This window comes from Novosphingobium sp. P6W, assembly GCF_000876675.2.
Classification (GTDB): Bacteria; Pseudomonadota; Alphaproteobacteria; order Sphingomonadales; family Sphingomonadaceae; genus Novosphingobium.
The window spans coordinates 2932134-2950605 of record NZ_CP030352.1 but is presented as its reverse complement, the minus strand read 5'-3'; the positions used below and the strand labels follow the sequence as shown (position 1 = coordinate 2950605).

14 protein-coding genes are annotated in these 18472 nt (G+C 66.0%); 7 read left to right on the top strand and 7 right to left on the bottom strand.

The window, feature by feature from the left end:
* On the bottom strand, positions 1–1032 hold the full coding sequence (locus tag TQ38_RS14140; protein ID WP_043971288.1) for a 2-oxoadipate dioxygenase/decarboxylase family protein: 1032 nt from the start codon (positions 1030–1032) through the stop codon (positions 1–3).
* Positions 1033–1251: 219 nt separating this feature from the next.
* Between TQ38_RS14140 and TQ38_RS14135 the strand changes: the two genes are divergently transcribed.
* Entirely contained in the window at positions 1252–2061 is an 810-nt protein-coding gene (locus TQ38_RS14135) for an NAD(P)-dependent oxidoreductase (RefSeq protein ID WP_043971285.1), read from the top strand.
* Positions 2062–2126: 65 nt separating this feature from the next.
* Positions 2127–3176, top strand: coding sequence for a nitronate monooxygenase family protein (locus TQ38_RS14130; RefSeq protein ID WP_043971282.1), 1050 nt, complete (start codon positions 2127–2129; stop codon positions 3174–3176).
* Positions 3177–3215: 39 nt separating this feature from the next.
* Here TQ38_RS14130 and TQ38_RS14125 read toward each other — a convergent pair whose 3' ends face one another.
* From TQ38_RS14125 to zwf, 5 genes are all read right to left on the bottom strand, one after another.
* The gene (locus TQ38_RS14125; protein WP_043971279.1) at positions 3216–6023 is read right to left on the bottom strand and encodes a phosphoenolpyruvate carboxylase; all 2808 of its coding nucleotides are present in this window, start codon (positions 6021–6023) and stop codon (positions 3216–3218) included.
* The gene (eda, locus tag TQ38_RS14120) at positions 6023–6664 is read right to left on the bottom strand and encodes a bifunctional 4-hydroxy-2-oxoglutarate aldolase/2-dehydro-3-deoxy-phosphogluconate aldolase (protein ID WP_043971277.1); all 642 of its coding nucleotides are present in this window, start codon (positions 6662–6664) and stop codon (positions 6023–6025) included. Before eda ends, TQ38_RS14125 begins: the two co-directional genes overlap by 1 nt.
* Entirely contained in the window at positions 6661–7635 is a 975-nt protein-coding gene (locus TQ38_RS14115) for a glucokinase (protein WP_043971275.1), read from the bottom strand. Before TQ38_RS14115 ends, eda begins: the two co-directional genes overlap by 4 nt.
* A gap of 20 nt (positions 7636–7655) precedes the next feature.
* A complete protein-coding gene (edd, locus tag TQ38_RS14110; RefSeq protein WP_043971272.1) occupies positions 7656–9482 on the bottom strand; it encodes a phosphogluconate dehydratase in 1827 nt (608 codons plus the stop codon).
* A 135-nt stretch (positions 9483–9617) separates the two neighbouring features.
* Positions 9618–11060: a glucose-6-phosphate dehydrogenase gene (zwf, locus tag TQ38_RS14105; RefSeq protein WP_043971270.1), complete on the bottom strand. Its 1443-nt coding sequence runs from the start codon at positions 11058–11060 to the stop codon at positions 9618–9620.
* Between the two features lie 324 nt (positions 11061–11384).
* On the opposite strand from zwf, the gene TQ38_RS14100 reads away from it, so the two are divergent.
* Positions 11385–12374: a cell wall metabolism sensor histidine kinase WalK gene (locus tag TQ38_RS14100; protein WP_043971268.1), complete on the top strand. Its 990-nt coding sequence runs from the start codon at positions 11385–11387 to the stop codon at positions 12372–12374.
* A gap of 42 nt (positions 12375–12416) precedes the next feature.
* Here the strand turns inward: TQ38_RS14100 and TQ38_RS14095 are convergent, their stop codons facing one another.
* The gene (locus TQ38_RS14095) at positions 12417–13820 is read right to left on the bottom strand and encodes an OprO/OprP family phosphate-selective porin (RefSeq protein WP_043971267.1); all 1404 of its coding nucleotides are present in this window, start codon (positions 13818–13820) and stop codon (positions 12417–12419) included.
* 553 nt (positions 13821–14373) lie between these two features.
* Here TQ38_RS14095 and TQ38_RS14090 point away from each other — a divergent pair.
* Genes TQ38_RS14090 through pstB form a run of 4 tightly spaced genes read left to right on the top strand, consistent with a single transcriptional unit; the run spans position 14374 to position 18471 of the window.
* Complete coding sequence (locus tag TQ38_RS14090; protein ID WP_043971265.1) at positions 14374–15420, top strand: substrate-binding domain-containing protein; 1047 nt, start codon at positions 14374–14376, stop codon at positions 15418–15420.
* 31 nt (positions 15421–15451) lie between these two features.
* The gene (gene pstC / locus TQ38_RS14085) at positions 15452–16825 is read left to right on the top strand and encodes a phosphate ABC transporter permease subunit PstC (protein ID WP_043971263.1); all 1374 of its coding nucleotides are present in this window, start codon (positions 15452–15454) and stop codon (positions 16823–16825) included.
* Positions 16818–17705: a phosphate ABC transporter permease PstA gene (gene pstA, locus TQ38_RS14080; protein ID WP_043971261.1), complete on the top strand. Its 888-nt coding sequence runs from the start codon at positions 16818–16820 to the stop codon at positions 17703–17705. The genes pstC and pstA overlap by 8 nt, the downstream gene beginning before the upstream one ends.
* 4 nt (positions 17706–17709) lie before the next feature.
* The gene (gene pstB / locus TQ38_RS14075; RefSeq protein WP_043971259.1) at positions 17710–18471 is read left to right on the top strand and encodes a phosphate ABC transporter ATP-binding protein PstB; all 762 of its coding nucleotides are present in this window, start codon (positions 17710–17712) and stop codon (positions 18469–18471) included.
* Position 18472: the final 1 nt, after the last annotated feature.

The window sequence follows — 18472 nt, the reverse complement described above, 5'->3', positions numbered from 1 at the left end:
TCATGCGCCCCTCGTCACGGCGAAGATGCCGGTGGCGTTGCCGCTGTCGAAGGTGAGGTCGAGCTTGCCGGTCTCCAGGGCGATATCGCGGGTGATGAATTCGTAGAACGAGCCGGGCACGTCCAGCGACGTTTCCCCGCCATCGGCGAGGCTGAAGGGGCGGGCTACCTTGTCCGCCAGGATCGCGGTCTGGCGCACGCGGCCGTTGCGAGAGATTTCGACCGCAGGCTTGAGCGGATACCCGGCGGCTTTCAGTTCTTCGGAATGGGCCTGCACGTCGGCGACGCGGGTGGTCGCGTGGTTGAAGGCATTACCCTCGGTGGCGATCCAGGCGCCTTCCTTGCTGTGTTCGAGCAGAGTTTGGTAGTCTTCCAGCGCAGGTGCCGGATGCTGGCGGGCGAAAGCGGCAAGCGCGCCCTTCAGGATCGTGATGCCGTCCTCGATGGAGCAGTCGCTATGCCGCCCGATCGTATTGAGCGCGAGCCATTCCGCTTCGCCGAGTGGGTCGCTCGAAGCGCCGAAGATCCTTGCGGCGGCGTCCTGAGCGGGCTGGGGCAGCTGGTCGATGTGCAACTCGGAGACGAAGAACTGCGGCACCGTTTCCGGCAGGTCGGTCTGCACGAAGGCGCGGCCGGTCATCGTCAGCGCGGGCAGCGGATAGAGGCCGCTCACTTCGTAGCCCAAAGGCGCGAGGAAGCGCAGGAACGCCTCGTGGCCCGAAGGCAGCGCGCCGGTCTCTCCAGCGATGGTACGCAGGGCGCCGTGGTCGAAGACGATGGCCTCGCCTTTTTCGCGCATTTCGCTGACGTAGCGCGCCGCGGTCGGCACCCGGTCCAGCAGGTCGAGGAACAGCGCGGCGTTGAGCGCCATCGCGACTTGCGCGCGGCTGGCGCGGTCCTTGCCGCCGCCCAGGGCAGGGTCGATTTCCAGCGTGTCCAGCACCCACACGGCGCGGTCTTCGCCGACGATGGGGGCGAGCAGGTCGCAGAGCGTTTTCAGGTCTTGCGCGGCGGTGCGCGAGGCAGGTGCCATGCCATCCTCATTGTAAAATTATTGCGTGTATACGAAACATAGGAAAGCGGCGGGCCGAAGTCCATCGTAGTGATGGAAACGCGCAAACCCGGCGAAAATAGGCTGGAAATGACGAATTTCGCTCCCGCGCGCCGCCCGGACGATGGTGGGCGGCGGGGCGCTGGACAGCGGCTTCGGCGCGCGCTCTGCTCGGCAAAACGGGGACGAGGAGAGACACATATGACCGGCATCCGCACAGGCTTCATCGGCATCGGCAGCCAGGGCGCACCGATGGCGCACCGGATGCTCGCGCGGTTCCCGCTGACGGTCTGGGCGCGGCGGCCCGACGCGGCAGCCGACTTCGCGCAGAAAGGCGCCGGGGTTGCCGCCAGCATCGAGGAGCTTGGCGCTGCCTGCGATCACGTGGGGCTCTGCGTGGTCAACGATGCGGACGTGCTGGATATCTGCGGCCGGTTGGTCCCCGCGATGAAGCCGGGCAGCCTGCTTGCACTCCATTCCACAGTTCTGCCGCAGACCGCCGATGCGGTGGAGGGGCTGTGCTCGCGCCGGGGCGTCGCGATGGTCGATGCCCCGGTCAGCGGCGGCGCGCCCGGCGCAGAGGCGGGGACGATGACGGTGATGTGCGGGGGTTCGCCTGCAGCTTTCGAGCAGGCCCGCCCCGTGTTCGAGAGCTTCGCCGCGCTGATAGTCCTGCTTGGCCCGGCGGGCGCAGGGCAGAAGGCCAAGATCGTAAACAATGCGCTGATGGCCGCGAACATGGGACTGGCGCAGGCGGCCTTGCAGGCGGGCGAGGCGCTGGGGGTGGACCGGAAGGCGCTGGCGGAGCTGGTCAAGGCCAGTTCGGGCCGCAGCTTCGGCTTCGAGGTCTACGCGCGCATTCCCCAGCCGCGCGCCTTCGAACATGGGGCGAAGATGCTGCTCAAGGACACCGATCTGCTGGCGGCCATTCTGCCGGGCTCGCCCGATACAGCGATGCTTGAAAATGCAGCGAAATCGTTCCTGCTGCGGGCGACCGGCGCGGGGGACTGACCCTTGGCCGCCTGCCGGGCAGCACCTATATCGCACGCGGACGCCATAGCGAACGAGAGGGTGCGATGACTTTTCTTGAGCGGTTTGACCTGAGCATTCCCCTGATTCAGGCGCCGATGGCGGGCACCAGCACGCCCGAAATGGCGGCGCAGGTATCGAACGCAGGTGCGCTGGGCTCGATTGCGGTAGGAGCCACCGATGCCGCCGGCGCGAGGGCGATGATCGGCGAAGTGCGGGCGCGGACGGAGCGGGCGTTCAACGTCAACGTGTTCGTCCATGCAGCGCCCGTTGCCGATCCCGCGCGTGAGACGGCGTGGACGCAGTGGCTGCGTTCGCTGTTCGTCGAATTCGGCGCCGAGCCGCCAAAGGCGCTGCGCACCATCTACCGCAGCTTTGCCGACGATGCGGATATGCTCGCGCTGCTGGTGGAGCAGGCGCCGCCCGTCGTCAGCTTCCATTTCGGCCTGCCTTCGGCCGAGGCGATTGCCGCCCTGCACGGGCGCGGCGCGGCGCTGCTGGCAAGCGTGACGAGCCTCGACGAAGCGCGGGCGGCTGCGGCGGCGGGCATCGACGTGGTGGTGGCACAGGGCATCGAGGCAGGCGGGCACCGGGGGATGTTCGATCCTGCCGCGCCCGATGCGCAGCTTGGCACGATGGCGCTGACGCGGCTTCTGGTGCGCGAAGGTTCGCTGCCGGTGGTCGCGGCGGGCGGGATCATGGACGGGGCGGGAATTGCCGCCGCGCTCGATCTTGGCGCGGTGGCGGCGCAGATGGGGACGGCCTTTGTCGGCTGTCCCGAATCGGCGGCCGATGATGCCTATCGCGCCGCGCTGGCGGGACCGGGCGCCTATCGCACCGTGCTGACGCCCCTGATTTCGGGGCGGCCGGCCCGTGCGCTGGCGAACCGCTTCACCGCCCTGGCTGGCGATGTCCCGGTGCCGGACTATCCGATTGCCTATGACGCGGGAAAAGCCCTCAACGCCGCCGCCAAGGCGCGCGGGGAGCATGGTTTCGGGGCGCAGTGGGCCGGGCAGGGCGCACCGCTGGCGCGGCCTATGCCGGCGGCGCAGCTGGTCGAAACCTTGCGGGAAGAACTGGCGATGTGCCGGAGATAAGCGTTCCTCCCCAAGACTGGCTCGGGGAGGAACCCGGCCTTACCCGTGGGCGCCGAACTCGTTCGCCAGCGCCGTCGTGATTCTCAGGGACAGCGCGTGGGAGCGGGCGATCGGGTCGATGTAGTCCTTGTGGATGCCGGCATACCCCGTCGCGCTGGAATCCGGGTAATCGCTGGGCGCTTCCACTGCGAAATCGCTGATCGAGGGGAAGTGCACCGGGAAGGCGCGGCGCAGCTGGGCCAGGCCGTCCTCGACGCGAAGGGTAAAGAACATCTCCAGCACGTCGTCGCGGCTGATGTCGTTGGCACGGCTGAAGGCCGGAACCATCACCGCGCGCAGGAACATGTGCTGGAACAGCGCGATCCTTAACGAATGCAGCACGCCGAGGCTGCGGCGGGTATGCTCGCGGTCCTTGAGCGGGGCTTCGTCGGGGATCAGGTCCAGCAGGCGGTGCAGCTTCAGTGCATCGACCCGCAGGCGCGAGGCGAGGCGGCGGTAGACGCCGGTGCGGTCGTCCTTGGTCAGATATTCGGCCAGCTTGAGGCAAGCGTCGGAAATCTGCTGCTCGTCACCGCGATAGGGGCGGCTGGCCCAGTAAGCGGAGTTGAACAGCTCACCATAAGCCGAGACGGTCTTGATTGAGGCCAGCGCATTGGCCGCGCGGGCCAGACGCACGATCTGCCGGCCGCGCGCGCTGTCACGCAGAAGGCTTGCGATTTCCTCGCGGTTGCCGTCCGCCGCCGTGCCGATGCCGGCGATCACGTTCACCGGATAGCCGAGCTGCTGCAGGATCGCATTGTGCGGGATCGCGCGGATCTGGCGCAGGCTCATTGTTCGGTCGGAGGCGAGGTCGGACTGGCGGCGCGCCTTGCGGCTGCCGGTGTCGTTCAGCAGGCCCAGCCCGAACGCGGTGATGGCGCGGCTATAGGTGCTGGATTCCAGATGCTCGTGCTGGATGCCGCGGATCGCCCGGTAGAAATCCAGGCTGAGGTCGGTGCGGCGATAGAACGGATCGGTCGGCGCGCCCACGTCCGCGTCCCACAGCGGCCGCTCGGTCATGCGGGTGAGGGTGGCGAGCGCCAGTTCGTCCGACCCGAACCAGAGGTAACCGTCACCGCCCTGGAACGAGACTTCCGGCTCCAGCCGGATCGATGCGCGCAGGAAGCGGCGGCGCGCCCAGGGGGACATCTGCCAGTCGAAACGGTCGTCGATGGACGAAGGGTGGCAGCCCCGCCCCATCGATTCGCCGCCGGTGTTGAAGATCAGCGCGCACACGTCCGACAGACCGTTGGCAGCCATCGCTTCGGCAAGGCGGCCCTGAAGACGCTCGATCGCCAGCGCGGCGGGAACCTGTCCCACGAAGCGGCCCGCATCGGAGAACCCGGTCTGGATCGCCACGCGGCCGCGCTTGCGTGCATAATCGCGGTAGGCCGGCTCTGCCAGCACCGCATCGAGGAAGCGGCCGCCGTGTTCCAGCGCGGTTTCGGTCTCGAACAAAGGCGAGACGTCGACCTTGTCGTCGATCCCGAACATGCGCGCGAAATAGAGCGCGGCAAGGACCGTGGTGGGTTCCTCGCACTCGGCCACCAGCATGCGGATGGGCGAATCGGCGTCGATGTGGCCGAGGATCTGCGCCATGGCCAGGAACTGGCGCACGGCGGTGCTGTTCTCGATCGCCAGCGCGGCGAAGTTCGAGGTGAGCGGCTTCACTTCGGCCAGCAGTTCGCGCATCCGCACCAGCGCCGCCTGGCTGGCAAGGCTGAGCTTGCCGTCCGGGTCGATACGGCGGCGGATTGCGTTCTGAAGCTGCGAGGCGTTCACGCGGAAATGAATCCAGCCCATGCCAAGGCCGTCGCTGCGCATCGCGGCGGCTGCGACGAGGAGCGCGCGGGCCTGTTCCTGGTCGGCGTGGCGGGCGTCTTCCTCCAGCCGGGTGATGATCGGCTCAAGGCTGACGATCTTGTCCGGGTGGGCGGCGGTCAGGCCGTTGGCGGCGGAGGAAAGCGCTTCCGGGTCGGTCAGGTCCTGCCGGAAGGCGCTGGCGGCTTCGGCGGTATGCGCGTGGGCGCGGGCAAGCTGCGCCGAGACTTCCGGCGCCGCCTTTTCGAGCGCGGCGGCGTAACCGGCAAGCCGCTCGGCTTTTTCCTCAAGCCTGTAACGGATCGAGGTCGACCACGAAATATCGGTGCGGCCGTCCATGTCGTAGCCGACCCAGTGGGCGAAGCGCACCGGCATCGGGTTCAGACCCTTCCAGCGCTTGGGCCAGCGGGCGGCGGCGATGTCCAGCAGGTGGCCGGTGATGCGGTCGCGGGCCTTCTGGCCCCGCGCGATCGCGGCCATCGCGGCGTCGTGTTCGCTGTCGAGCGTGATCGTATCGCGCTCGGATGAGGCGACGCAGACGGAGGCCTCGCTGAAATCACCGTTCGAGGCGGAATGCGCGACCGCTTCGGTCTGCGCGGCGTTCAGCAGGAACGTCGGGTGCGCAGTGAAGACGACATGGGCGGCGGGGCGTTGCCAGCGCACCGCGAAGGCACTGAAATCGTCGTCCTGCGCGGTCTTCGCGGCGGCTTCACCGAGCAACTTGTCGTTTTCGGCAATGGGTACGGTTTCGAGAATGCGGTCGAGCCGGGCGGCACGGGCGCGCAGCCCCTCGCAGTCCATCTCGGCGACGAGCGCTTCGATATGGTCGAGGGACATCTCGCCGTTCTCCAGCGCCCGCGACAGTTCCAGGCCAAGCTGGAACACGGGGTTGAAAAGCGGCGTCTGCGCGGTGAGCTTGTGCAGCTCCTTGAGGCGCGCGTCGAGTTGATCGACCGTGCGCAGGTTCGCTTCGCCCGGCGCGGCCATCAGCGTGCCAGCCCGGCAGCGACGCGGGCGGCGGCCTCGATCTTTGCCGCGTCCGGCTTGCCCTTGGGCACCATCCAGCTGCCGCCGACGCACAGCACCGCGTCGAGGGCGAGCCACTCGGCCGCGTTTTCGGGCGTGACGCCGCCGGTGGGGCAGAACTTCGCGGCGAGCAGCGGAGCGGAGATCGCCTTGAGCGCAGGCGGTCCGCCGGCGGCCATCGCGGGGAAGAACTTCAGGCGGTTGAAGCCCATTTCCAGCGCCAGCATCACGTCGCTGGCATTGGCGGTGCCGGGCAGGAACGGGACGCCCGCGTCAAGCGCGGCCTGGCCCAGCGTGGGGGTAAGGCCGGGAGAGACGATGAATTCCGCGCCCGCGTCGAGCGAGCGGGCAAGGTCGTCCGGGGTCAGCACGGTGCCGGCGCCGACCATGGCGCCGGGGACTTGCTTCATGATGCGGATTGCCTCGATCGCGCATTCGGTGCGCAGCGTCACTTCCAGCGCGGGCAGGCCGCCGGCGACGAGCGCCTCGGCGATCGGCAGGGCGTGTTCGATGTCCTCGATCACCAGCACCGGGATCACGGGGGCAAGGCGCATGACCTTTTCGACGGCAGCTGAGAGCGTAAGGGGGGGCATAGTGGTCATAACAGGTGTTCCCTTGCAAAGGCTGCCGCTGCGCCGAACAGGCCGGGCTGCGGATGAGTGATGAGCTTGACGGGCAGGGTGGCCATCAGGCCGGAAAAGCGGCCCTTGGCGCGGAAGCGTTCGGCAAAGCCGGACGACTGGATGGTTTCGCGGATACGGTATCCCAGGCCCCCGGCGATGACGACGCCGCCGGCGCCGTGCGCCAGGGCATAGTCACCCGCTGCCGCGCCCAGGGCGAGGCAGAACCGGTCCACTGCGGCGACGGCCATGCTGTCCTCGCCGCTGGCGGCGGCGGTCCAGATTTCCACGTCGGTCTTCTCGGCTATGGCCTTTTGTTCCATCGCCGCAAGAGTGGCGTAGATGTCGACGATGGCCGGGCCGGATACAACGCGCTCCACCGAGACGCGGTTGTGGCGCCTGCGCAAACGGGCAAGGATGGCGTCCTCGATCAGGTCCAGCGGGGCATAGTCGATATGACCGCCCTCGGTGGCCTGAACGTGATAGCCGCCTTTGCCGTCCTTCCACAGGTGCGCCACGCCAAGGCCGGTGCCGGGGCCCAGGACGCTGAGCGTTCCGGTGGTCGGCAGCGGTCCTTCCGGGCCGGTGAGGTGCAGGAAATCATCCTCGTGCGCGCAGGCGACGGCGTGGGCCACGGCGGCGAAATCGTTGATGATGGTCTGGCGGGTGGGGCCAAGCATCTCCTGGATCTTGGCGGGGCGCAGGATCCAGGGGTTGTTGGTGAACTTGATGACCTCGTTGCCCACCGGCCCGGCGACCGACATGGCGACGGCATCGGGCAGGGTGCCGCCGTTCATGTCGCGAAACGCCTGCCAGGCAAGCTGGAAGCTGCCATGATCCTTGGTATGCAGCGTAGCGGGTTCGCCCAAGGTGACGGCGCCGTCTTCGCCGATGGTGGCAAGCGCGAAGCGCGCATGGGTGCCGCCGATGTCGACGGCCACCAGTTCAGTCATTTTCCTCTCCGTATTATCGCTCACAGTCCGGCCAGCTCCAGCATCGAGGAGCCGCCCTGCTCGGCGCCGCCCGCGTTCATGCGGAACATCGCGAACAGTTCGCGGCCCATGCCGATCGCCGGGGGCGGAGTGGGCGCAGGCTCGCGGGCGGAAAGGTCCGCCGTGGTCGACAGTGTGCCGTCCTCGGCACAAAGGCGCACGATATCGCCGTCCTGCAGGTAGGCCAGCGGGCCGCCGCCCAGTGCTTCCGGGGTGACGTGGATCGCGGCGGGAACCTTGCCCGATGCGCCCGACATGCGCCCGTCGGTGACGAGGGCCACCTTGAACCCCTTGTCCTGAAGCACGCCCAGCGGCGGCGTCAGCTTGTGCAGTTCGGGCATGCCGTTGGCGCGCGGACCCTGGAAACGCACGACAACGATCACGTCGCGGTCAAGCTCGCCCGCCTTGAACGCCTGCGACACGCCTTCCTGCGTATCGAACACCCGGCACGGCGCCTCGATGGTCCAGCGCTGTTCGTCGACGGCGCTGGTCTTGAAGGTGCCGCGGCCCAGGTTGCCCTGGACCAAGCGCATGCCGCCATCGGGCAGGAACGGGTTGGAGACCGGGCGGACCATCGTGTCGTCGGTGCTCTCGGGGATGGGGATCCAGCTCAGCTTGTCATCGCGCATCACCGGCTCGCTGGCATAGGCGGCCATGCCGCCTGTCGCCACGGTCAGCACATCGCCGTGGGCAAGGCCGGCGCCCAGCAGTTCGCGGATCACCCAGCCGATGCCGCCGGCCGCCTGGAAGTGGTTCACGTCGCCCGAGCCATTGGGATAGACGCGGGTGATGAGCGGGACAACGGAGGACAGCTCGTCGAAGTCCTCCCAGTCGATCAGGATGCCGCCCGCGCGGGCCATGGCGGGCAGGTGGATCGCGTGGTTGGTCGACCCGCCGGTCGCCAGCAGGCCGGCAATGGCGTTGATGATCGCCTTTTCGTCGACCACCTTGGCCATCGGGCGATAGTCCTCACCCTTGCGGGTCATCGCGGCGAGGCGATGCGTGGCTTCGCGGGTCAGCGCCTGGCGCAACGGCGTATTGGGCTGGACGAAGGCGGATGCGGGCACGTGCAGGCCCATCAGTTCCATCATCATCTGGTTGGAATTGGCGGTGCCATAGAACGTGCAGGTGCCGGCCGAGTGGTAGCTGGCGCTCTCGCTGGCGAGCAGTTCCTCGCGCCCGACCTTGCCTTCGGCATAGAGCTGGCGGGTCTTCTGCTTTTCCTTGTTGGAGATGCCGCTGGGCATGGGTCCGGCGGGCACGAAGATCGCGGGCAGATGGCCGAAGCGCATCGCGCCGATGAACAGGCCGGGGACGATCTTGTCGCAGATGCCCAGCAGCGCGGTGCCGTCGAACATGGCATGGCTGAGGCCGATCGCGGTGGACAGGGCGATGGTGTCGCGGCTGAACAGCGACAGCTCCATGCCGTCGAAGCCCTGGGTCACGCCGTCGCACATGGCGGGGACGCCGCCGGCGACTTGCGCGGTAGCGCCCACTTCGCGGGCGAACAGCTTCATCTGGTCGGGGTAGCGGCCATAAGGCTGATGGGCGCTGAGCATGTCGTTGTAGGCGGTGATGATGCCGAGGTTGATCGACTTGCCCGCCGAGATCGTGGCCTTGTCCTCACCCGAGGCGGCAAAACCGTGCGCGAGGTTGGAGCACGACAGGAAGCTGCGGTCGGAATGGTTGTCCGCCTCGCGCTCGACCATGTCGAGGTATCGCTGGCGGCTCGGACGGGAACGCTCGATGACGCGCTGGGTCACGCGCTCTACCACCGGATTAAGGCCCGCCGGGTTGAGGTTGGTCATGGGTTCACTCCTGGTCTTTTGCGCGGTCCGGCTGATCCGTGCGGCCCCGTGTCCCCCGTTAAAACGTATGGGGCAGACACGAGGCACGCATCAGCGGCCGATCTCAATTCGAAAGCGTGATGCCTTGAAGGCAGCTTACTCGTGCCATGTGACGCCATTGCGCTCGGCGAGCGCGATGGCGGCCGAAGGGCCCCAGCTTCCGGATGTGTAAGTCTTGGGCGTCTGCTGCTGTTCCTCCCAGCCGGCCCGGATCGCGTCGATCCAGTCCCACTGAGCCTCCACTTCGTCGCGGCGGACGAACAGCGTCTGATCGCCTTCGATCAGGTCTAGCAGCAGGCGTTCATAGGCGATGCGCCGCTGCGGCCCGGCGAAAGCGTCAGGCGTGGTGATCGCCAGCGGCACCGAGCGCAGGCCGTAGCCATTGCGGTCCAGCCCCGGAACCTTGGCCATCAGCGAGAGCGTGATGTTCTCTTCCGGCTGCAGCCCGATGACGAGCCGGTTGGGCACCGTCTTGGCGCCGCGCCCGGTGAAGATCGAATGCGGCACATCGCGGAACTGCACGACGATCTCGGTCGTGCGCTTGGGCATGCGCTTGCCGGTGCGCAGGTAGAAAGGCACGCTTTGCCAGCGCCAGTTGTCGATATGGGCCTTGATCGCGACGAAAGTCTCGGTGTCGGAATCCTTGCCGAGTTCATCGTCGTAGCCGGGCACGGCCTGGCCGCCGATGGCGCCCGCGCGGTACTGGCCAGTGACGGTGTCTTCCACGTTGACCTTGCGCAGGGAGCGCAGGACCTTGACCTTCTCGTCACGCACGTTGGTGGCGTCGTACGAAACCGGCGGCTCCATCGCGACGAGCGCGAGGAGTTGGAGCATGTGGTTCTGGACCATGTCACGCAGCGCGCCCGAATCGTCATAGTAGCCCACGCGCGATTCGAGGCCGACGGTCTCGGAGACGGTGATCTGCACATGGTCGATATGCGCGGCGTTCCACAGCGGTTCGAACATCAGGTTGGCAAAGCGCAGCGCCAGCAGGTTCTGGACCGTTTCCTTGCCGAGGTAATGGTCGATCCGGTAAATCCGGTCTTCGGGGAAGGCGTGGTGGACGGCGTCGTTGATGACCTTGCTGGAAGCAAGGTCGATGCCCAGCGGCTTTTCCAGGCCGATACGCACGTTCGGGCCGGCAAGGCCGCTTTTCTCGAGGCCGTGGATGGTCGCCTCGAACAGGCTGGGCGCGGTCGACAGGAAGATCGACAGGCCTGTTTCGGGGGTGCCGACTTTCTTCGCCAGGGCATGGAAGCCCTCGATGTCGTTGGCGTCCAGCGCCTGGTAGCTCAGCCGGTTGAGGAACTGGGCGATGCCGCCACGCCGGTTGGCGGGCAGGAACTGTTCCAGCGCTTCACGCGCGAAGTTGCGAAAGCCCAGGTCGTCCATTTCGGACCGGGCCGTGCCGATGATTTCGATGTTCGTGCCAAGCAGGCCTTCCGCGTCGAGCGCGCAAAGCGAAGGGAGCAACATCCTGCGGGAGAGATCACCTGTGGCGCCGAAGAGGAGCAGGCGATCGGAAGTGAATTGTGTCACGGATACCTTTCCACCGGACGGTCGCGCTCCTCCTCGCTTCCGTGATGTACCATTGTCTGGCTGTCTTTGGCCCCGCGTCCGTTCATCGACGCATGGGCCACGCAGATGCAGCATAGCCACGCCATCCCCGAAGCGCTAGCCCGGTTCGGGCCGCGAAAGCATGTTTTCCAATGTCGCCACCAGCCGGGCAGCCACGAAAATGTCATTTCGCGGGCGTTTGAATACGAATGTTGCAACAAGAATGTAGTGAAACCATGTCACGCGCGCTGGATCGCCTTGTAAATCCAATGCATGGCCGACGTGAACCACCGGAGAGATACGCGCATGAGCATCGAGGGAGTCCACCTCCTCGAACACCTCCAGACCCCGGCGATGATGGTATCGCGCGGTCAGGTTCGGTTCGCCAACAGTGCCGCAAAGGCGCTGCTCGGCGCGCATATCGTCGGCCAGGACGTGCGCATCGCCATCCGCGAGCCGCGCGCGGTCGCCGCGATCCTCAGTGAGAAGGGCGGTTCTGCGCGGATCAAGGGCTTGTCCACCGGCGGCTCGGAATGGGAGGTGGACTGCAAGGTCGCCGGCCCGAACGAGCGGATCGTCAGCCTGTACGACCTGTCGGAGCGTGTCAGCGTGGCCAAGGCGCATGCCGATTTCGTGGCCAATGCCAGCCACGAACTGCGCACTCCGCTGGCCAATGTTATCGGCTACTGCGAGACGCTGATGAACCCGAAGGCGGGCGGCGACGAGGCGCTGCGCGGCCGGTTCCTGGGCACGATCCGCCACGAAGCGCAGCGCATGCAGGCACTGATCTCGGATCTCATGTCGCTCTCGCGTATCGAGGCGTTGAAGCATGAGGCGCCGCACGACAGCATCGATATGGTGGCGTTGGCGCACGAGGTCGCCGGGGAGTTCCGGGACGGCACGCAGGTGTCGGTCCGGGCGAACTGCGCCGCTGCGGTGATCGCGGGTGACCGGGGGCAGCTGTCGCAGGTGCTGCGAAACCTCATCGACAATTCGCGCAAGTACGCGCGCGCCGATGGTCCGGTAGAGGTTCTGGTCGAGGCGGCAAGCACCGGCTGGGTGTTGGTTTCGGTGCGTGACGAGGGCGAGGGCATCAAGCCCGAGCACCTGCCGCGCGTGACCGAGCGTTTCTACCGCGCCGACACCAGCCGCAGCCGCGCGGCCGGAGGCACCGGGCTGGGCCTGTCGATCGTCAAGCACATCGTCGAGCGCCACCGTGGCCGCTTCGACATCGAAAGCCGCCCCGGCGTGGGCACGACGGCTTCGCTGATGCTGCCGCTCAAACCCGCTGAGTAAACGCCCTTGCGCCCCGGACATGATCCGGGGCGCAAGGGTTCCTCAGAAGTCGAACTCGAAGCGCGTCGCGAAGACGTTGGCGTCGTAGTTGCGGTCGCCCGAGGGCAGGGCGGTCGCGCCGGTGTAGTGCATAAGCGCGTAGTTTACGTTGAAGCGCAGGTACTGGACCGGCGACCACACCAGCGCGGCGATATAGCCATCCTGTGTGCCGCCCCGGATGTCGCGGTCGTTGAGGTCGAGCCAGTCGTAGCGCAGGTTCACCTGCACCGAACCGATGCCGCCGTCGCCCAGCGGGTGCGCCGGCGCATTGGTGGTGAAGATGCCGCCCTTGTAGCCGCGCGTGTCGCCGTCGGTCAGGAAATACCCGATTTCGCCGTAGGCGCCGTGGAAGGCGACCGAGGACAGGTCCACGCGGTTGGCGCTCAGGGTATAGTATTCCGCCACGCCGTGCAGGCGGCCTGAGATCGCGGCGAGTTCCGCGCCGTACATCGTCTCGTCCTCGACGTTCATCGCGGGCGTTCCGATCAGGCGGGTGTTGGTGGAATGCGCATAGGGACGCTGGCGATAACGGGTGCTCGCTTCGTACAGTCGCCCAAGGCGGCGCCAGTGGGCAGAGGCGCCCAGGTGCAGCTGGATGTCGCCGATCTTGGGTGCATAGACCAGCCTGCCGTCGACGCTGTAGCTGTTGTTCTCATCACCGCCGTTGACACCGTCGCTGCTGTTGGCGAGCGCGGTGATGTCATCCGTGAAGACGCCCAATTGCGCCATCAGCGCGCCGCGTGTGTATTGTGCGCCAAGGCCGAGGCGGCGCTCGAAGGCGAAGGCATCGGTGAAGGCGGCACGTTCCATCGTGCTGCCCGAGGTGTCGCCGGTCAGTTCGTCCAGTGACCAGAAGGCGTTCTGGTTGCCCAACTGCAACTGCCACGGGCCGTCCTTGAAGGTGATGAACGTATCGACCAGGTCGACCGCGTTGTCCGACAGTTCGACTTCCAGCTTGTAGGACAGGTGGCTGCTGAACGCGCCTTCGCCGCCAAGGCGGATGCGGCGCATTTCGCTGCCGAAGCCCAGTCCCTGGTCGGCCAGCCCCTTGGGCGCGGAAACGTAGTTGGCGTCGGCCTGGATGCGCCCCTTTACCTTGAATGCCTGGTCGCCCTGGACGATCTGCGGACTGCCCTTCCACTTGATCTCGGCTTCGTCGGCGGGCTTTTTCGACGGGTTTGCAGGTGCGGTGGCAGTCGCCGCGAGAGCAGGCGCTGGCGCGGCGGCATCGGCCTGGGCTGCTGTCGGAGCGCCGAGACGGCTTTCCAGCGCCTCGAGACGGGTACGAAGCTCGCGAATCTCTGCGCGCATGGCATCGGCTTCCTGTGCATCGACGGCCTGCGCGAAAGCTGGCTGCGCGAATGTAATCGCACTTGCCGCTGCGGCGCCGAGAAGGATAGTACGCATGGGAATCGCTGTCTTTCGCAAGAGGGCCGCCTTGCGAGTGGCCAATATGACCTCAAAGTGACGGTTAAATGACACTTTCGGGACACAATTCCCGGCTGCTCGTCCTGCTTGGTATGGCATGCCCACTCCCCCGCCGATGTTGCTATATGTCCGGCCCCTGATCCGGTGAGATACAGAATAGCATTGCCTTGGCAACATGGGCGCAAGATTACAGTCTGGCCCGCCAACGGCTATCCGGCATCCAGGCGGGCCAAGGCGAGGCATGCGTGCGCCGTCGAGAGTCGCGGAGCGTCATGCCGCGCCCGGCCTGGCACGCTTGCCATGAGTCGTGGCGGGTTCTAGACCGGCGGCCGAAGCGAGTGCCGATCCGGCTGCCAGTCAGCCTGCCCGGCCGTCCGGTATGCAGGGTGTCACAATGGCGGCCAATTCGCCGGATATGGTGTTTTTGCCGAACAAAACCGGCGTTGCCCCGTCAATGTCACTTTATCGTCATGGAAGTGTCATTGAAGGCCAATAGGGGCATCCCACAATAGAAGCCCAAGGGGTATTCAAAATGCGTTCGACCAAGACCATGATCTTTGCCGCCGTTTCCGTGGCCGCGCTCAGCGCCTGCGGTGGTTCGGGCGGTTCCGGCTCCGGCGCGCGCGATTTCGTGCGCGGCGTCGGTTCCTCGACCGTGTACCCCTTCGCGACCGCCGTCGCCGAGGCTTATGCTAAATCCAGCGGCAGCAAGTCGCCGGTGATCGAATCGACCGGAACGGGCGCGGGCATGAAACTGTTCTGCGCCGGCGTCGGCGCCCAGCACCCTGACATCGAGGACGCCTCGCGCCGGATCAAGAAATCCGAGTATGAGGAATGCCAGAAGAACGGCGTCAAGGAGATTGTCGAAATCCAGGTCGGCATCGACGGCATCGCCTTTGCCGAATCGAAGACCGGTCCCGGCTTCACCCTGACCCCGACCGACATCTACAAGGCGCTCGCCGCCAATCCGTTCGGCAAGCCAAACACCGCCAAGACCTGGAAGGACGTCAATCCTTCGCTTCCCGCCGAACCGATCCTCGTATACGGCCCGCCGTCCACCTCGGGCACGCGCGATGCGCTGAAGGAACTGATCCTCGAAGCCGGTTGCAAGACCGACGCCGCCACCAAGGCGCTCAAGGACAGCGACAAGGACAAGTACGAGGCGACCTGCCACGACATCCGCGAAGACGGTCCCTACGTCGACGCTGGCGAGAACGACAACCTGATCGTCCAGAAGATCTCGCAGAACCCCAAGGCCATCGGCATCTTCGGCTTCTCGTTCCTCGAAGAGAACCCCGAAAGCATCAAGGGTATCCCGATGTCGGGCATCCAGCCCACCTATCAGACGATTTCGGACTACACCTATCCGGGTGCCCGTCCGCTTTACATCTACGTCAAGAAGCAGCACCTCGCGCCCATCAAGGGCCTGCAGGGCTACGTGGCGGAGTGGGTGAAGTCCTGGGGCGCTGACGGCCTTCTGAAGAAAAAGGGCATGGTCATCGCGCCGGAGGACGTGCGCACCAAGAATGCGGATATCGCCGCCAAGATGACCCCGCTCGATCCGTCCGAGCTGAAGTAAGCCAAGATAAGAAAGGGCCGGGCGGCCAGTCATGATACTTACGGGAGTTCTCCTGGCCGTCTTCGGCCTGGGTCTGGTCGGCTGGTTTGCCGCTCGGGGCCGGGCCCGGCTGCTCTACACGGGGCGGGGGTCGATGCATTCGATGCCCGCCTACCACGGCTGGCACATGGCCCTGTGGATCCTCGTTCCGGCGCTGCTTGCCTGGGGCGTATGGTCCGCGATCATGCCGGGGCTGGTGGAAGGCGCGGTCTTTGCCGACCCCGCCGCCGCCAGCCTGCCGACCGATCCGATGACGCTGGGCGCGATCGTCTCCGAGGCGCATAACCTTGCGTCCGATCCGTCCGCCACGGCTTTCAACCCCGAAGCACGCGTGCTGGTCGAACCGATCCGCGCCGCGCAGGGCCGCTTCGGCCTCATCGGCGCGCTGCTGGTCATGGTCGTCGCGATTGCCGGGGGAGGCTACGGCTTCACCCGCATCCGCGCTGACTTCCGCGCCCGCACCCAGGTAGAGCGCGCGGTGATGGCGCTGCTGCTGGCCGCGTCGCTGATGGCGGTGCTGACCACCTTCGGCATCGTCGGCTCTTTGGTGTTCGAGGCCGGGCTGTTCTTCAAGGACGTGTCGCCGATCGCGTTCCTCACCGGCACCCACTGGTCGCCGGCGAGTACGATGGGCGCCAACATCAACGACAACTTCGGCGCCGTGCCGCTGTTCTGGGGCACGATCTACATCGGCGCGATCATCGCCATGATCGTGGCGATCCCGCTGGGCCTGATGAGCGCGGTCTACCTGACGCAATATGCCTCGGGTACGATGCGCAAGTGGCTCAAGCCGATGCTGGAGATCCTCGCGGGCATTCCCACGGTGGTCTACGGCTACTTCGCCGCGCTGACCGTGGCGCCGATGATCCGCGACTTCGCCGCCTCGATGGGCATGCAGAACCCCTCGACCGAAAGCGCGCTTGCCGCCGGTCTGGTCATGGGCGTGATGATCATTCCCTTCGTCTCGTCGATGGCCGACGACGCGCTTGCCGCCGTGCCGCGCGCGATGAGTGACGGTTCACTGGCGCTGGGTTCCACGAAGTCCGAAACGATCAAGAAGGTGCTGCTTCCCGCCGCGTTGCCGGGCATCGTCGCGGGCGTGATGCTGGCGATCAGCCGCGCCATCGGCGAGACGATGATCGTGGTCATGGCCGCCGGCGCTGCCGCCAACCTTTCGGCCAATCCCTTCGCCTCGATGACGACCGTCACCTACCAGATCGTTCAGATGCTGACCGGCGACCAGGAATTCAACAGCCCCAAGACGCTGTCGGCCTTCGCGCTGGGGCTGGTGCTGTTCGTCGTCACCCTCATCCTCAACATCGTCGCCCTGCGCGTCGTGAAGCGGTTCCGCGAAGCCTATGAGTAAATCAGACTGGAATTCGCCCGAAGCGGCGAAGCGCATCGCGCGCCGCAACGCTTCCGAGCGCCGCTTCAAGATGATCGGCCTTGGCGCGATCGTCCTCAGCCTTTCGTTTCTCGCCCTTCTGCTCGTCATCATGCTCAAGAACGGCGTCACCGGTCTCGACTGGAGCTTCCTGTCGGGCTCGGACTCCACCAATGCCTCCATCGCCGGGGTATGGGGCGCGACCAAGGGGTCGCTGCTGACGATGGGCGTTACCTTGCTGCTCAGCTTCCCGATGGGTGTGCTGGCCGCGATCTACCTGGAAGAATTCGCGCCGCGCAAACGCTGGATCGAATGGATCGAGGTTTCGATCAACAACCTGGCCGCGGTGCCTTCGATCATCTTCGGCTTGCTGGGCCTGGCGGTATTCATCAACACGCTGGGCATGCCGCGCTCCTCGCCGCTGGTCGGCGGCCTCACGCTGGCGCTGATGACGATGCCGGTGATCGTGATCTCGGGACGCAATGCCATCAAGGCGGTGCCCCCCTCGATCCGTGAAGCCGCCTACGGCATCGGCGCGAGCAAGGTGCAGACCACCTTCCACCATGTTCTGCCGCTGGCCCTGCCGGGTATTCTCACGGGCACCATCATCGGCATGGCCCGCGCTCTTGGTGAAACCGCGCCGCTGCTGATGATCGGCATGCGCGCCTTCGTCGCCACCCCGCCTGACAGCCTCAATTCGCCGTCCAGCGTGCTGCCGATGCAGATTTTCCTGTGGTCCGACGAAATCGACAAGGGTTTCGTCCAGAACACATCCGCCGCCATCATCGTGCTGCTGGTCTTCCTGCTCGCCATGAATGGTATTGCGATCTATCTTCGCAACAAATTCGAAGTCCGCTGGTAGGGACATGACAGACACAAAGCTCACAGCCCGCAACGTCGACGTCTTCTACGGACAGAAGAAGGCGATCAACGACGTTTCCATCGACATCGACAACGGTATCGTCACTGCTTTCATCGGCCCTTCGGGCTGCGGCAAGTCGACGTTCCTGCGTACCCTCAACCGAATGAACGACACCATCGCCGGCGCCCGCGTCGACGGTGAGATCCTGCTGGACGGCGAGAATATCTACGCAGCCAGCATGGACCCGGTCGCCCTGCGCGCCCGTGTCGGCATGGTCTTCCAGAAGCCCAACCCGTTCCCGAAGTCGATCTTCGAGAACGTGGCTTACGGCCCGCGTATCCACGGCCTTGGCTCGTCGAAGGCGGACATGGAGATCATCGTAGAGCGCGCGCTGACCAAGGCCGGACTGTGGGAAGAGGTCAAGGACCGCCTTACCGATGCCGGCACCGCGCTTTCGGGCGGCCAGCAGCAGCGCCTGTGCATCGCACGCGCCATCGCTGTCAGCCCCGAGGTGATCCTGATGGACGAGCCATGCTCCGCGCTCGACCCCATCGCCACCGCGCGCATCGAGGAACTGATCGACGAGCTGAAGGAAAGCTTCGCCATCGTCATCGTTACCCACTCGATGCAGCAGGCTGCCCGCGTTTCGCAGCGCACCGCCTTCTTCCATCTGGGCAGTCTCGTCGAATATGGCGAGACCGACCAGATCTTCACCAATCCGCGCGAAGTGCGCACCAAGGACTACATCACCGGCCGTTACGGCTGAG

Bases quoted from the DNA above. Each gene is read 5' to 3' on its own strand.
- TQ38_RS14140 (WP_043971288.1), bottom strand. From the start codon at position 1,032: ATGGCACCTGCCTCGCGCACCGCCGCGCAAGACCTGAAAACGCTCTGC.
- TQ38_RS14135 (WP_043971285.1), top strand. From the start codon at position 1,252: ATGACCGGCATCCGCACAGGCTTCATCGGCATCGGCAGCCAGGGCGCA.
- TQ38_RS14130 (WP_043971282.1), top strand. From the start codon at position 2,127: ATGACTTTTCTTGAGCGGTTTGACCTGAGCATTCCCCTGATTCAGGCG.
- TQ38_RS14125 (WP_043971279.1), bottom strand. From the start codon at position 6,023: ATGGCCGCGCCGGGCGAAGCGAACCTGCGCACGGTCGATCAACTCGAC.
- eda (WP_043971277.1), bottom strand. From the start codon at position 6,664: ATGACCACTATGCCCCCCCTTACGCTCTCAGCTGCCGTCGAAAAGGTC.
- TQ38_RS14115 (WP_043971275.1), bottom strand. From the start codon at position 7,635: ATGACTGAACTGGTGGCCGTCGACATCGGCGGCACCCATGCGCGCTTC.
- edd (WP_043971272.1), bottom strand. From the start codon at position 9,482: ATGACCAACCTCAACCCGGCGGGCCTTAATCCGGTGGTAGAGCGCGTG.
- TQ38_RS14100 (WP_043971268.1), top strand. From the start codon at position 11,385: ATGAGCATCGAGGGAGTCCACCTCCTCGAACACCTCCAGACCCCGGCG.
- TQ38_RS14095 (WP_043971267.1), bottom strand. From the start codon at position 13,820: ATGCGTACTATCCTTCTCGGCGCCGCAGCGGCAAGTGCGATTACATTC.
- TQ38_RS14090 (WP_043971265.1), top strand. From the start codon at position 14,374: ATGCGTTCGACCAAGACCATGATCTTTGCCGCCGTTTCCGTGGCCGCG.
- pstC (WP_043971263.1), top strand. From the start codon at position 15,452: ATGATACTTACGGGAGTTCTCCTGGCCGTCTTCGGCCTGGGTCTGGTC.
- pstA (WP_043971261.1), top strand. From the start codon at position 16,818: ATGAGTAAATCAGACTGGAATTCGCCCGAAGCGGCGAAGCGCATCGCG.
- pstB (WP_043971259.1), top strand. From the start codon at position 17,710: ATGACAGACACAAAGCTCACAGCCCGCAACGTCGACGTCTTCTACGGA.